The sequence below is a fragment of the Acinetobacter proteolyticus genome, assembly GCF_000367945.1.
GTDB classification, from domain to species: domain Bacteria; phylum Pseudomonadota; class Gammaproteobacteria; order Pseudomonadales; family Moraxellaceae; genus Acinetobacter; species Acinetobacter proteolyticus.
The window spans coordinates 1,020,935-1,034,973 of sequence record NZ_KB849179.1; the positions used below are offsets into that span (position 1 = coordinate 1,020,935).

Annotated in this window: 19 protein-coding genes and 3 pseudogenes; 10 read left to right on the forward strand and 12 right to left on the reverse strand. The window is 34.2% G+C overall.

Annotated elements, in window-relative coordinates:
• The 7 genes and pseudogenes from F993_RS20495 to F993_RS11970 form a co-directional block, all read left to right on the forward strand.
• Positions 1-842, forward strand: an 842-nt coding sequence (locus F993_RS20495; protein ID WP_004653690.1) for a hypothetical protein, incomplete at its 5' end; no start/stop codon positions are given.
• Positions 842-2,044 carry a hypothetical protein gene (locus F993_RS11995; RefSeq protein ID WP_004653691.1) on the forward strand — a complete coding sequence of 401 codons (1,203 nt, stop codon included), beginning with the start codon at positions 842-844 and terminating at the stop codon, positions 2,042-2,044. The genes F993_RS20495 and F993_RS11995, both read left to right, overlap by 1 nt.
• A gap of 190 nt (positions 2,045-2,234) precedes the next feature.
• Positions 2,235-2,432: a hypothetical protein gene (locus F993_RS20620; RefSeq protein ID WP_004653692.1), complete on the forward strand. Its 198-nt coding sequence runs from the start codon at positions 2,235-2,237 to the stop codon at positions 2,430-2,432.
• 4 nt (positions 2,433-2,436) lie between these two features.
• Entirely contained in the window at positions 2,437-2,982 is a 546-nt protein-coding gene (locus tag F993_RS11985; protein ID WP_004653693.1) for a hypothetical protein, read from the forward strand.
• 11 nt (positions 2,983-2,993) lie between these two features.
• Positions 2,994-3,711 (forward strand): annotated as a pseudogene (locus tag F993_RS11980) (ERF family protein).
• Positions 3,712-3,922: 211 nt separating this feature from the next.
• The gene (locus F993_RS11975; RefSeq protein WP_004653695.1) at positions 3,923-4,153 is read left to right on the forward strand and encodes a hypothetical protein; all 231 of its coding nucleotides are present in this window, start codon (positions 3,923-3,925) and stop codon (positions 4,151-4,153) included.
• A 2-nt stretch (positions 4,154-4,155) separates the two neighbouring features.
• Positions 4,156-5,277, forward strand: coding sequence for a phage integrase Arm DNA-binding domain-containing protein (locus F993_RS11970; protein WP_004653696.1), 1,122 nt, complete (start codon positions 4,156-4,158; stop codon positions 5,275-5,277).
• 180 nt (positions 5,278-5,457) lie between these two features.
• On the opposite strand, the pseudogene F993_RS20705 reads toward F993_RS11970, so the two are convergent.
• The 8 genes and pseudogenes from F993_RS20705 to F993_RS20715 form a co-directional block, all read right to left on the reverse strand.
• Positions 5,458-5,556 (reverse strand): annotated as a pseudogene (locus tag F993_RS20705) (hypothetical protein); the annotation flags it as partial.
• 287 nt (positions 5,557-5,843) lie between these two features.
• Positions 5,844-6,626, reverse strand: coding sequence for a DUF4882 family protein (locus F993_RS11965; protein WP_004653698.1), 783 nt, complete (start codon positions 6,624-6,626; stop codon positions 5,844-5,846).
• Between the two features lie 247 nt (positions 6,627-6,873).
• Positions 6,874-7,074: a hypothetical protein gene (locus F993_RS11960; RefSeq protein WP_004653699.1), complete on the reverse strand. Its 201-nt coding sequence runs from the start codon at positions 7,072-7,074 to the stop codon at positions 6,874-6,876.
• A gap of 74 nt (positions 7,075-7,148) precedes the next feature.
• The gene (locus F993_RS11955) at positions 7,149-7,352 is read right to left on the reverse strand and encodes a hypothetical protein (protein WP_004653700.1); all 204 of its coding nucleotides are present in this window, start codon (positions 7,350-7,352) and stop codon (positions 7,149-7,151) included.
• 33 nt (positions 7,353-7,385) lie between these two features.
• On the reverse strand, positions 7,386-7,619 hold the full coding sequence (locus F993_RS11950) for a hypothetical protein (RefSeq protein ID WP_004653701.1): 234 nt from the start codon (positions 7,617-7,619) through the stop codon (positions 7,386-7,388).
• 145 nt (positions 7,620-7,764) lie between these two features.
• Positions 7,765-7,959, reverse strand: a complete 195-nt coding sequence (locus tag F993_RS20710; protein WP_081401984.1) for a hypothetical protein — start codon at positions 7,957-7,959, stop codon at positions 7,765-7,767.
• Positions 7,960-8,049: 90 nt separating this feature from the next.
• Positions 8,050-8,283: a hypothetical protein gene (locus F993_RS11945; protein WP_004653702.1), complete on the reverse strand. Its 234-nt coding sequence runs from the start codon at positions 8,281-8,283 to the stop codon at positions 8,050-8,052.
• A 560-nt stretch (positions 8,284-8,843) separates the two neighbouring features.
• Positions 8,844-9,374 carry a DUF4189 domain-containing protein gene (locus F993_RS20715; RefSeq protein ID WP_004653703.1) on the reverse strand — a complete coding sequence of 177 codons (531 nt, stop codon included), beginning with the start codon at positions 9,372-9,374 and terminating at the stop codon, positions 8,844-8,846.
• Between the two features lie 122 nt (positions 9,375-9,496).
• Between F993_RS20715 and F993_RS0119670 the strand changes: the two genes are divergently transcribed.
• Entirely contained in the window at positions 9,497-9,757 is a 261-nt protein-coding gene (locus F993_RS0119670) for a hypothetical protein (RefSeq protein WP_032812701.1), read from the forward strand.
• Between the two features lie 66 nt (positions 9,758-9,823).
• On the opposite strand, the gene F993_RS11940 is transcribed toward F993_RS0119670, so the two are convergent.
• Both F993_RS11940 and F993_RS11935 read right to left on the reverse strand, forming a co-directional pair.
• The gene (locus F993_RS11940) at positions 9,824-10,291 is read right to left on the reverse strand and encodes a BLUF domain-containing protein (protein ID WP_004653704.1); all 468 of its coding nucleotides are present in this window, start codon (positions 10,289-10,291) and stop codon (positions 9,824-9,826) included.
• 39 nt (positions 10,292-10,330) lie between these two features.
• A complete protein-coding gene (locus tag F993_RS11935; protein ID WP_004653706.1) occupies positions 10,331-10,780 on the reverse strand; it encodes a BLUF domain-containing protein in 450 nt (149 codons plus the stop codon).
• Positions 10,781-11,321: 541 nt separating this feature from the next.
• Here F993_RS11935 and F993_RS20720 point away from each other — a divergent pair.
• On the forward strand, positions 11,322-11,657 hold the full coding sequence (locus tag F993_RS20720; RefSeq protein WP_004653707.1) for a hypothetical protein: 336 nt from the start codon (positions 11,322-11,324) through the stop codon (positions 11,655-11,657).
• 87 nt (positions 11,658-11,744) lie between these two features.
• On the opposite strand, the pseudogene F993_RS20855 reads toward F993_RS20720, so the two are convergent.
• Both F993_RS20855 and F993_RS11925 read right to left on the reverse strand, forming a co-directional pair.
• Positions 11,745-11,960: pseudogene (locus tag F993_RS20855) on the reverse strand (hypothetical protein); the annotation flags it as partial.
• 140 nt (positions 11,961-12,100) lie between these two features.
• Positions 12,101-13,192, reverse strand: a complete 1,092-nt coding sequence (locus tag F993_RS11925) for an LLM class flavin-dependent oxidoreductase (protein WP_004653708.1) — start codon at positions 13,190-13,192, stop codon at positions 12,101-12,103.
• A 315-nt stretch (positions 13,193-13,507) separates the two neighbouring features.
• Here F993_RS11925 and F993_RS11920 point away from each other — a divergent pair, with 315 nt between their 5' ends.
• On the forward strand, positions 13,508-14,002 hold the full coding sequence (locus F993_RS11920) for a DUF2867 domain-containing protein (protein WP_004653709.1): 495 nt from the start codon (positions 13,508-13,510) through the stop codon (positions 14,000-14,002).
• Positions 14,003-14,039: the final 37 nt, after the last annotated feature.

Sequence of the window (14,039 nt, forward strand, 5' to 3'; positions counted from 1 at the left end):
CTGCTGGTGGTCAAGCTGCTGGTGGTGAGAACTTCACACCCTTCATAAATCTTAACAAGACCAAAGACACGATTAAATTTAACAATGAATCAGAAATTATTGATTTAAAACAATATTTTGAAAATGCAAAAAATAGTAATGGTAGAAATATATTAATAGATTCCATCAAAATAAGTGTTAATAATGTTTCTATTTTATCTCCATTTTTATCATCAATAGATCATTCAACCTCAAAAATTGTAAAATATTCATTTGTTGACGACCATCTAATTGATAGTGACGGTAATCCATTAGTAGTAAGCAAATCATTAACTCTAACTTTTGTTAAAAAAGATTCAAAATTTGATCCAAAAGACACTAATGCTATCTTGATTAAACCCATTGGATACTCTGATTATCAAATAATATTGGATGGAGTCGATAGACTTATTACACAAATTAATCTTCTTTATGAAAACTATAAAGAGTTTGATATGTGTTTGGCTTCAGCACTTCGTTTAATTTTTGACTTAACAACCTATAGATATCAACAACTTACCAAAGATGAAATTAATTCTGATCCGCTTGAAAAACAAGTTGAAAATATAATTACTAAAATTATTTCTGAAGATCAAGGTCGCCATTTCACTAAAGTAGCTGCACGCTTAGATCCAAGGCATAAAATTAATAAAAATACATTTTCTCCTGGACTTTTTGCGCAAAGAGTTGCAACATCCAATTTAGGATCTCACACAGGATCTAGCCATCTAAGTGAAGAAACAATTAAAGATATTGCTATGCATGCGGGTTACTACGCTCAATTAGTTGATGCACATTGCCGAGTAAAAGGATTAATAAGTTGATGAGTACAGATATTTCTTTTAGTCAGTATAGAAAAAATGATATTCATGGGGTTAGCCTATATCCAGCAACAATGATTGCTCCTGTTCAACAGAAAATTATGGAAAATTTATTTGAGATAAATCAAATAAATTCCGTTTATGACCCATATCATGGTTCTGGTACAGCTTTATTCGAAGCAGCAAAACTGAATATTGATTGTAAAATAACAGGATGTGATATTAATCCTTTAGCTCATTTAATAACTTATAGCAAGCTAAAAGGTGTCACTCAAAAAATCAAAGCCGATATACAATCTCTTTTCATTCTTATTGAAAATAGCCCAGAATATCATTTTGAGTTTCATAATATTGGCAAGTGGTTTAGAACAGATATAATCAATTCTTTGAAAAAAATTAGATGGTCAATTACTCAAATTTCCAGCAAACGTAACCGTGCATTTTTCTGGATTGTATTTGCTAATATTATTAGGAAATACAGCAACAGTAGATCATCAACATACAAACTTCATATCAAGGAATCTGTTGATATTAATAAGCTTCAGAATAATGTGATTCGAGACTTCAAGAATCAAATTGCAAAGAACTATGAGAAGTTTAATTTAAAAGTTCCTAATGTGACACTTTTAAAAGGAGATGTTTTAAAAATGTCTCATAAACTCAATGATAGATGTATGGACTTAACTATCACTTCACCACCATATGGAGATAATGGAACAACTGTTCCTTATGGACAGTTTTCATCCTTAGCATTGTTTTGGATTGATCCTAAGGATTTAAAACTGGAAGGTTGGGAATTAGATAACTATTCAAAAATAGACAGGATGAGTTTAGGTGGTAAGCAAAAAAACTCTTTAACGCAATTTGGCCAATCCTTGCTAACACCTTACTTAGCCGAAATTTCTCAGGAAAAACAAGCCAAAGTTATAAATTTCTTCGCTGATTATTTTATTTCATTAGATGATATATGTCGTGTGACAGACAAATATATTGTTATGACATTAGGTAATAGAACCGTAGATAGAGTAAATATCAATTTAACAGAAATTACTTCGAGATATTTAGCATCCAATGGATTCATTTTGGTAGATACTCTAAGCAGGGATATCCCAATGAAAAGAACTCCAAGGATAACTTCAAAAGTAAAAAATGAAGCTGTTTCTTCAATGAATGAAGAATTTGTCATAATTCACAGCAGACAATAAACTTGATAAGTCAATAAAAGCTCACCCCATAAGTGAGCTTTTTACTTTTAAATCAAATAAGAAAAAAATTGACAAAACGGTAATTTAAATATTGCAATAAATTACCTTTTTGGTAATATTTATCTCGTAACCAACAAAAAGCCCCGAAACTTTGGACGGCGACGGGGCTTTGCAATTAAGCGAGATAAGTATGAAACAAAAGCCTATACATAGTCAAACGTCCCAACGTTTGCATCAACACCCTTCTGCTACTGATTATCAGGTCAGTACATTCGACTTCATCAAAGCCAATCTAAAAGATGCGCTTAAGCTCTTTCCTATTATTCTAGTCGTTTTCCTGCTCTGGCTACTCCTCACCTTTATCATTTACGGCATCTTTGGAGGATAAGCACATGGGACAATTACATACGGCTTCTAACCAAAAAACTAAGCTATTCAACGGCTCATTATCGAACAAAATACAACCGACAAGCTATGACGCACAGCGACTTGTAAGCCCTGTAAATACTGGAGGTTCAGCATCATATACACAGGGTAAGACCAATATTTTGGAGCCTGTCATGCAAAAGAAACGCTATACCACACCTTTCGCGCAATTCATCTGTAAAGACGTGAACGGCTACTACAATGTACGCCTTGGCCCAAAAATTTATCTGGTCAACGTATCGTTAAATTACACCCCTGATTTTGATGGTGAATTCTTTGGTGGTGCTCAAGCCCCACATTTTGAGTGGCATTCAATTCTTGTTAAAGAATCGCTAGAAAGCCAAGCTCGCCCAATCACAGACGAAGAATTAGCGGTGTATTGGCTAAAAGGTAATATCAAGAAAATCGTTAATTACCAACGTGCCATAGAACGCAGAGTGAAAAGCCAAACACCACGCTACAGCAAAGAACAGCGTATCGATTACCGCAACGCGCAATATAACGGTGCCTAAGGAGATTTATGATGAATGCAGCCGTGAATCAACAAATGGCATCAACTAGTACACTAGATGCCTTACAACTTATTCAGCTTGAGTTAAAAGCACCAAAGAGCAAATACAACAGCTTTGGTAAATTCCATTACCGTAGCCTAGAAGACATTCTTGAAGGTGTTAAGCCATTATTGCAAAAGTACGGCGCTAGCCTTGTTGTTAGTGATGAAGTGCAAGAGATCGGTCCTGTTGTCGTGATTACAGCCAAAGCAGTCTTTACCGATGCCCAAGGCAAACAAACCATGACTACCGCACATGCTGGTGTGGAGATCAATAAAAAAGGAATGGATGTTGCCCAGACATTTGGTTCATCCAGTTCCTATGCCCGTAAATACGCATTGAATGGTCTATTCCTGATTGATGATACCCAAGATGCCGATACTGATGCATACCATCAGCAAACCAATGCACAGAGTCGGAACAATCAACAGAATGCCCCTGCTCAAAATCAGCAACGCAATCAGAACCAACAACCTGCACAACAACGTCAGCAGCAAAACCAAACCGCACAGCCAAATGCGGCGCAGCAATTGACCAATGATTTTCAACAGGCTTTAAACGCCATTCATCACACCGACAAAGAAGCAGATCTAGGTGTGATCTATAAACAATTTAAAGGGCACACGCTATGAAAATCAGATTGTGCAGGCGTGTAAGGCAAAAAAGGACATGGAGGGTTGGAGTGCGTAAAAACCTACATCTTTAAGTATTTGGCCAAGCTTCACGGCAAAGGCAGCTTACGAGGACGTGTAGAGGCTACGACAGCTCTCCAAGCAAAACAGCTGATATTGCAAGGCAATGAATTGATCAAGGATGTCTCAGTATCGCTATTAACCAATCAAAAGGCTGCACGCACGCAGTCTTTTGAAAAAATAAATAACTAATTTGAGGTGAATTAACTATGTCTTGCTTAATTCGAGTATCTGAATTTATTAAGCGCGTGTATGGAGACGCTGAAAATGGCGCCACTCCTCCCACTCCCCAAACCATCACCCGTAAATGCCGCATCGGTAAATTGCCTGCTGAATTACATGGCGCAGAAGATGGCAAACGCGGTACCTGGTACATCAACTGGGAAGCTTATGAAAAGCAAACTGGCGATGAGTTAGTAAATAAAGTACTGCAAGGTTAAAAATGTCACGTTCTAGAAATGCAGGCAACAAAGACTTGCCTGCGAATCTCTATAGGGATAATGGTAAATCATGGCGATATCGCCATCCTGAAACGGGTAAATTTCATTCTATGGGGAGTAACAAGGCTATTGCAGTTCAAGCTGCCCGTAAACTTAACTCACTGCTGATTCAGGAAGAAGATTATGTTTCTAGCGTAACTGGCAAAGCAGTCTCATTTAAAGATTTTTGCGAACAGTTCCTTGAAGAAAAGAGACGTAAAGATTGTCGCCCTATATCGGACAACACAAAGAAGAATTATCAAATTCAGTTGAACCGAATTTTCAAAGTTTGGGGTAATAAATCTTTAGACTCCATTACTTTAAAAATGGTAAATGATCAATTAGATGAGCTGACACCATCAAACCGTAAGGCGCTTAGAAGCTTGCTTTGTAATATTTTTGATGTAGCGATGAGTAAAGGGATCTGTCCTGATAACCCTACCCGCATTACTTTGACAAAGCACGTTCAGAGACAACGTAAGCGCCATACGGTTGCAGGGCTACAACAGATTAGGGCTCATTCCCCATTATGGCTCCAGAACGCAATTGACCTATCTCTTTTAACCACTCAAAGACGTACGGATATAGTGGCTCTACATTGGACTGATATTTATGATGGATATATTCATATTGCACAACAGAAAACCACCACCGATTCATTCGATGAATTTGAGGTGATGGAAGGTGCTGGATATGTTCGAATTAAAATTGATGCAGAACTGCAAAAGGTTTTAGATCGATGCAAATCAGCTAAAGTTGTTACTCCGTTTGTAATTTATCAACTTCCTAAGCGTAAAACTAAGAATGCAAATAAAGAGCACTGGACTCAAATTCTTCCTCAGTATTTATCCGAGGAGTTCTTGAAGATCGTTAAACTTGCTAAGGCATATCCAGATCTGAAAGGTAGGCAAATTCCGACTTTTCATGAAATACGATCACTGGCTATTTTCTTACATAAAAAAGCAGGTCGAAGTGCTCAAGCTTTGGCTGGCCATAGCTCAGTAAAAATGACCGAACATTATGAGGCTGGACATGAAATTGTTTGGAATGATGTTGATGTCGGAATTACCCTGCCATTTGCCTAAATGACATAAATACGCTTCACAAATGGGATTTCTAAGTTATTGTTTTCTATGGTTTCTATAAGTCCCATTTTTACGTTAAAAACGCTAATTTTCACCACAATAATTCATATAAATCATTATCTTAATTTAATTTATCGCCATTACATTTTGATAGTTGGGATAGTAAAAATCCATCTTTCAGCGAGTTTGTGGTAGTGGAAAACTACCCAGCATCAATAGCTTCGCATTGGAAGGTAAAAACGGTTGTAATGGATGTGTTTCTACTTCTATATCAGTCATTTATATAAAGAGCCAAATTTTAAATTGAGCGAAAAGTTTCGTTTATTTTATAGAATATTCCCGTTTTTTGCTTGGATCTTTTGTTGGTGAAAATTTCACCTTCACAATATTTTAATAATATCTTTATTGACTCAAATGACATGAAATAATCATTCTATTTTACAAATTTTTAAATAAAGGAAAATTTTCTCAAAAATGACTTTATTTTTCACATCAGAGATGGAATAAAGGAGCTCAAGGGCTTTTCCATATTCATAAAAAAACCACCCGAAGGTGGTTTAATTCAATTAAATCGTATTTCCACAAATATCTTTGGCCCCAGTGGGATAAGTGTTTTGAAGTTTAGTACGGTCTGTAACTAGCTCAAGCGAAAATGTTTTCCCTACCATAGCTGAGTTTGATGGAACATCTTGTACAGCAATCTGTGCTAGAAAATAACCTTCATTTGGCTTTGTAGAGTAACTCCCCACATAACCATAATTTGTTCCATTTGAGATTACGCCTATTTGTTGCGTTTGTTGATTGATGTAAAAACCTAGCCTTGCACCATTATTCAACACATTATTATCAATAGTATTCTCACCAATTAAAGCACTGTTTGACAGATCTCTTGATTGCCATGCTGATAATATTTGGTTTGGAACCTCAGAAATATTATTTAGACTCATAATCGAATTTGATAAAACATGTTTATCATCTTTAGTTCCAAAAAAAGTAAATGGAAAAAGGCCAATAATACTATTGTTACTTAAAACCACATTTGGAACTTTCACAATCATTTCATAGGCAATAATGTTACTTTGGGATAGCGTAACATCCCCGATCATTTTTCCTGGTTGACTTATTTGCTTATTGCCAAAGTTTCCACTTGCAGCAACGTATCTTTTAGATCCTGTTGTAGGACTTATAGTTAAAGAAACTTTTTGTCCAGAAATAGTCGGAAAAGGTAGAGATCCTGATGAAACTGCATTTAATTGTGTCTGGTTTGCATCAAAATTATAAGTACACTCTGCGAAAGTGTTCATTGCAGGAATGGCTGTGATAAGGATGCCCAATATTATCTTCTTCACTTCGTTTACCTTTTTTATACTTGAATAAGTAGTATAAATAAATCACTTTCAATAATTGTTAAATCAGATAAAAGGTTATTAAAAAACCACCCGAAGTGGGATTATTCATTCTTTATTTAAAAAGTCTCTCGTTGAACTTAGTGTTTCTAAAGCTTCTGTATTGGATTGAGAAAACTTAAAAGAATGCTCACCTTTCGATGAGCATTACGTATGGCCTACTTATTTCTAAAGCAAAATTAAACAATGCTTATTCTTCGACCTCTATAGGATCACCATCTTCAGGACGGATATGTTTAGTTCCATCATCTGCTGGATCTACACTTGAACCATCTTTAGTGATGCTATTGTAAAGCTCATCCTCTTTCTTATCATCGATAAATTCTTCATCCTCTAAGTCTAAAGGTTCATCGTCATCATCAAAATTTAAAGGCTTATTTTCATCTATCATGACCTATCGTCCTTATTAAATTCAGAAATTAAATAATCTACTCCTTTAACACTTAACTAGGAGCATTTCTGTAATCATTTTAAAGATTCAACTAATATATTTATTAATCGTTTGGCATCTTCATCATTACTTCTATTGAAAACATATGGTCCATGGCCACTTGCCGAAGTCACAGTATCAATCGTAATTTTGACATTACCATCTATTGAAGTGAACGTAGTAAGAGCTACAATATGTTCAGTATTAATATAACTCTCTGAATCTATTTGAACTAACATTATGATCTCCTTGAATATTAATTAAAATCAAGTTTATTCAATCATATCTATTATATGTTCACGTCCAACAAACCTTTTGGGTTCTTGAAGATTTAAGACATCATGGAATTCTGGATGTACATCTTCTCCGTTAAATTCATAAACCCAACGAATCTTCTGCTCAATTTCTACATATTGGCAATCAAAAGAATTCACGACTGGATCAATGAATGATCTCACTCGTAACTTCTCACCAGTATTTATGTCCTTTAATGTAATAATTGTCATTATTGTTATCTCCTTATACGAGAGACTTTTTGTACCATGGGAAATTATTGCAAAAGGTAATTTTTCTAGAACTTAATGTTTTTAAGTAGTGTGTTCTGTAATTAAGATTTCGCGAAGTAACAACTCACTTTGAATATGGTGAAATTTACATTCTATTCATCTGTCTTTGTCTGCGTACAAGCCCTAGTACAGATTTGCGTACTCGTATCTCATCTTCAGTGTAAGGTAGATGCACTCTCAATTCTTCAATGGATAAAGAACTATTCTCTATCAAAAAACAGTCTTGCTCGGTAGTCCAACTGGTAAGAATAGGCTGAGGCTTTAAAGAGGATATTTTCATATACATATTCTAATCAAATTTGATCAATAAAAAAGTCCAATTTCAAGTTGTATTAAGCATATAAAAAACCTCCCGAAGGAGGTGTAAGTGCTATTCAATCTTGTAAATAAGTACATTCTTACTTACAACTTGATAAAGCTTGGGCCTTCTGAGTAACTCTAGAAGTTCCTTGGGGACATCATCCCCTGTTTCCGCATCTATCCATTTTACTATTGGGGTAACTCTAGAGTTCCAGTTTGAGTCGATGTTCACTAGAGGTTCAATAATTGATTGAATACGAGTTTTAGTTCCAGTCACTATATTTTTTAAAGTAATGATTGTCATAATTCTCTCCTTAGTTGGAGATTTTTTGTACCATGTCCATTCTTTACAATGAGTGAGCCTTTAATAACTTAATGTTATAAATACGATGTTCTTGTACATAAAAGTAACTAAAAGCTTGAATCTTAGGTAAGTGACGAATGATCAAATTTCACTCTTAAAAAAAGCCCATCAAAAAATTAATTTGACGGGCCAAGGGGTTCAATTTCGATCATGTCATTTTCAACTAAACCCATCGTACTGTAATCAGCTCAAAACAATACGACTTGTAGAATTTAATCAATAAAATTTGAACCAACAAGCGTATTTCTTTGAATCTGACAATTACAGAACAATGATTACTGAAAATTTACAGCCTATTGTTTTGTAGGTTGAAAAAAGCCCATCAAGTGGATGATGGGCGTGCCAATGTAATCTCTTTTTTGGCATGGCCAATTAAACCAATCAAAATCTGAAAAATTCGTAAACCGCCAAGTCTTTATTGATTTGAAATAAAATAGTCATTCATGCTAAATTCGGAATACAATCGGCGCATATTAAAGATATTCAAATACTTACAATTTTTACAAACTACATCCAGAATACACGATGCGACACGATTGCTGATTATTTAACGAGCAAAAAAGTAATGCAGCTTCTTTAGCCTTATCTTCTGAAACATTATATTTAATTTCTGATTTTTGGCCACCGTTATTCGGATCAGCCACAGCAACGCAGCCATTTTTATATGTATGTGATAGCTCACATTTTTGTCCGCCATCCTTCTGACATCCTTTTAATGCATTTGTTTGTGCCTCTTCTTTAGATTTAAAATTTCTTGTAGAACCAAAGGCCCGCCCCTTTAATCCTTTACTTTTATCTTCGGCAATCGCTCCCCACAATGTTTCAGCCATAGGATACAAAGTTGGATTATCATTGGTGTTTCCCCCACTAGCCCCACCAGGAATTGGTGCACACCCCTGAACACCTTGCCCACCTATTGGATAATAGCCTGAAGGACAATTCCCTTCAGCATGTACATACTGAATACCTAAGAAAATGATCAGAGCAAGAAAAATGGGAAGTTTGAATAGCTGATTACGAGTTGTTATCACGTTATTAACTCCTTTTTGAATAATGAATCTCATCATAGCTTTTATTTTACATTCTGAAATGGGATGAAAGATTTTAATTGTATAAAATAAGAGCTACAGTTCTTTTCTTAACGGTATTGTATTTGAAAGTTAAAGCAGTTGTTCTTCAGGATGAAGACTTAAAATTACATAAACTCCGAAAAGTTCAAGATTCGGTATATGACGCTGTCCAAAAGAGTAGAGTCTCAAACTGGTTATGGATTTATGCAGAAACTGCTGAGTTTTTTAACTTTGACATATGGGATGAGTTAGACAATGCATACATCAATAAAGTCATCCATTATAAAAATAAGCTATATAAAGTTATTGAAATTAACTCTATTGGCAAAATTAGATATTCTTAAACGATGTAATCTGTAACACTGTTGGCCTAAAATTCAACAAACTTAAAAGCTTAAATAAACCTATTTTCAAAAATAGGGATGAATGCCTCTTTGATTCAACCCTACTTTTTTACGAACGCGAGTTTGATTTTCATTCAATAATGCTTCAAGCAATCCATCCAAGTTTTGATCATTTAGAACTGAAGGAGCAAATTCTGCATAGCCCAAACGATTAAAGAAAATATCTACTTTAGAGCTTTTTTGGACATACTTCATAGACCAATTTCTAAAACTATATTTTTGAATTTTTTTTACTTTAAATTCAATAATATTTTTATGTCTTGGATCTTTTTTGATACTTTCAAATAAAGGTAAAACAATGAAGTCTTCCCCTTCCAAGCACTGAAAAAATGCATTATTGGCATAATACAATACACCAAATACAACATTTTTAGAGTTAAAGTCTCTGGCTACTGTCAAAATATTGCTTAAATCATCAATCAAATCATCTGCAAGACCTTGTCGTGAACTTGCATAGCACAATTGAATTTTCATTTTCTTCTCTTATGTACAATGCGGTAGTAAACTTTTACACTATTCATTTACTTCAAAAACATACGGCTCAGTTGCATACTCTGCGGCTAAAAGTTGAATAAATGAAGGTATAGAGTCTGTGGTAAGTAAAAATGGATTAAAATCATCCCTATGATTTTCTAAGAAAAAATCACCTAATCTTTTATTAATTGGTGCAAACTTCATATTCCAATGTTTAAAAAGACCAAAATCACATTTTTCGTAAAATAAAATTTCACAATTTTTATGACGATCATCTTTTAAAATTTTTTGATAAAACAGTTCATCAACTTTACTTTTTCGACCTTCCAAACATTGAACAAAGTAACCATGTCCATAGTAAAGGACTCCTGTGATGTCGTTTCTAGAGTTGAAATCAACAGCTGTATCAAGGATTTTTAATAAATCATGTTTAAGATCAGGATAGATATTTGAGGCCTTACTTGCATATAAAACTCTAACGAATTCCATTTTGGATACACCCACATACAAAAATTACTTAGAGAGATGCCAAACATTTTCTTAAGAAAAAGCCTTTTGAGATTTAGTCTTTGAGGAAAGCTTGAATTACACCATACAGGTTTTTGTTTTTTAATGCTATTTTTATTTTTTACTTTCTTTCGTATAACATACACAATACTTATGTTAAGAAATATTAATAAACTTCGAATAAAATTAAATCAATTAAATATAAACAACTGATTTATTTTAAAAATACTGAATTATTTGACAGAAAAATAGATCATTTAATAACCAAGTGTGCGAAATTTCTCATGATTATGTAAGCCAAAGCTTATACCGATTATTTCTTGAATAATTATAATTTTTTCATACACCAAATTTCGATAATCCATTATTTTTATTGAGTTTAAAATAATTAGCCATGATAATTTTAGACTACAAAATAATATAAAGGCTTACTTTTAATAATGGTGTAAGACCCAACACCCACCTTTGAGATGAGGCCCTTAAAGGTGGGTATTCTCTTATGAAATTAAATTGAGGAAAAGAAATGAATATCATCAAGAATTTTTTTATTTTTTCTCTTTCAGTAATAATTATTTCGTTAGCAATCATCTTGTTTGACAAAATGGGAATGAATAAAAATTTTAATTTATTCTTTTCCTCATTCTTATACTCTGTTTTTATCACACTATACTTTAAAAACTTTCTAGTTAGTCTATTATGCTTTTCTGTATTTTTTAGCCTACTTTTTATATTAAGTCATTCTCTAGAAGTTTTTATGATGCTTTTAACATCTCTATCGACTCTTACGTTAATTGAAATTTTAATGCCAAAGCTAAGAAAGAACCTAACCATTCCACTTTATAAAACTGATACTTTCTAGTTTTTTATCCTAATTATGCAACTATTTTCAATGTTTTGATACTTAGTAATTAACGATTTGCTTACAAACATTTTGGCTGTAATGTCTTTAAATGCTGTAACTGATCGAGATTTCAAATAGATTTTCTAGCTGAGTCGTAGGATCATTCTTTTTGATCCACTCTGCTCCGATAGCATTCAATTTTTTCTTCGAGATTGATGGAAGAAATGTTTCTAATGGGAGTTAAATACTAAAATTTCTAGTATTTCCATTATTATGCTTATCATTAAAAGTATTGCCAGTTAAGTAATAATCGTACTTCTGTTATGACATTTGTTATTCTCAAGTTTAATTATTGAGCTATTTTATAGTGTAAGTTTAAGTATTTTTCATTTGAATAAAAGACTCACAACAAACTGTGATGATCTGTGACACATCTAAAGATCATCACAAACCCCATCAGCCTAAGCTTTCAGTAAGCCTCTGTCCTTTAAAATCGGTAAAACATGATCCCTGAAATATGGAAATTCTTGAGTGTAGTTGAGAAAAGATAAAGTACTACCTGAAAAACCTGTTTCATCTAACAGTATCAGCCCTTCTGCCACTTGTTCAGGCGTCCCAACCAACGGAAAACCACCATGGCCTACGGCAATACGTTGGCGTAATTGTTCACGTAAATCAGCAGGGAATGATTTACAAAAGGCAAATAAGGTATCCATCAAATGTGCTACTGCACCATGATCAGCATGATTTAGCTGTCTATTCCACTCAGCTTTGGCTTCTTCTTCAGTAGCACGACAAATCACATGAGCAAAGGTCAGAACTTTAGTTTTGCGACCTAAAGTCTCAGCCTCATCTTTAAGTTCTTTAATTTCTGTCACAGAGCGTGATAAATCAGCGGCGGGTGTAAATAAAAAATCTGAGTTTTTAATGGCAAACTCGCGCCCTTCTTTTGAACCAGCAGCATTAAAAATGGGTGGAAAAACTTGAGGAGCTGGTTTGCCATAGGTGCCTTGCGTTTGAAAAAATTTTCCTTGCCAATCAAAAGGCTCATTACTTTGCCAAGTTTTTTTAATTAATTCATACCATTCTTGTGCATAACCATATCGTGTTTCATGATCATCCGGTAATTGTAATCCCATCGCGTCGTATTCAGGCTTATTCCAACCTGCTACAATATTTAAACCCACACGATTGTCACTGACTTGTGCCATAGTCGCAATTTGCTTGGCAACCACAATTGGATGATTCAGCACTGTATGCAGTGTGGCAAAGATATGAATATTTTTCGTTTTAGCTAGTAACGCCGATGTCCATGTCACGGTCTCTAACACAGTTCCGTGAAAATCTTTTTGACCGCCGTGACCAATAAAACGTGCAGCGGATAACATAAAATCAATTCCTGCATCATCGGCCATTTGTGCCAATTCTAAGTTTTGGCTCCAGCTGGCATCCCAACCATCATCCAGAGTCGAAGGTGTTAGACCTCCAGAACAATTAGAGGCAAAAATGCCTAATTTAAAGTGATCAGATAAGTTGAAGTTGTGTTGATGCATGATTTTTCCTTTTTAATATAATTCGTTAAAAATTTTGAATGGGAAAATCCACTTCCCGAAAAAGCCAACTTTTATCAAAGTAAGGACTTATTTATCTATGTTTTAAAATCGGTCCTGCTATGGTTAAATTTTCTATAAATTATGTGAAATGTAATTTAGCTTAGCAAAATAAATATCAATTAGAAAAGCTATTTTATACTAGAACATCAAATCAAATTCAAAATAATCGTCAGATAATGTGATTGACAAACATTCAGCAATTCATCTATAAATTATTATAAATTTCATATATCTATAAATCTAGGAATAAGCACAATGGAACATCAGAATGACCTTCATCCTTTGGTTGCTCCATTAGCATCGCTTAACTACTTACATGAAGCACATCAATATATCGACAAGAATCTGACAGTAATGCAAGTTTATAACTTAATGACAGGTCATCCGCCCTTTTGGCTACGTATCGCCTTTAAGATCAGAGATTTTTTAAGTTTAAAGTTTGGAGGTGTTCAACCGATCAAAGGCTTTAGTTCAGTTAAACCAGAAAATGTTTCGATCAACGAAAAGTTGGATTTTTTTGATGTGGTGAAAATTACGGACAAGGAATTATATTTACAATCTACAGATAAGCACCTCAGTGTGTTAGTCGCATTACAGCTTCAGGAGCATGACGAGCTTAAGAATGAATTAACGATCACAACCAGTGTGATTACTTACAATTTTTTCGGAAAAATTTATATGCTTCCTGTCTCCTTGGTGCATGATCTCATCGTCAAAAATTCATTAAAAAATTTAAATCGATCGTGTTAAGTGGCGACCACTGAAAGCAGTTCTTGAGATTTTCTTT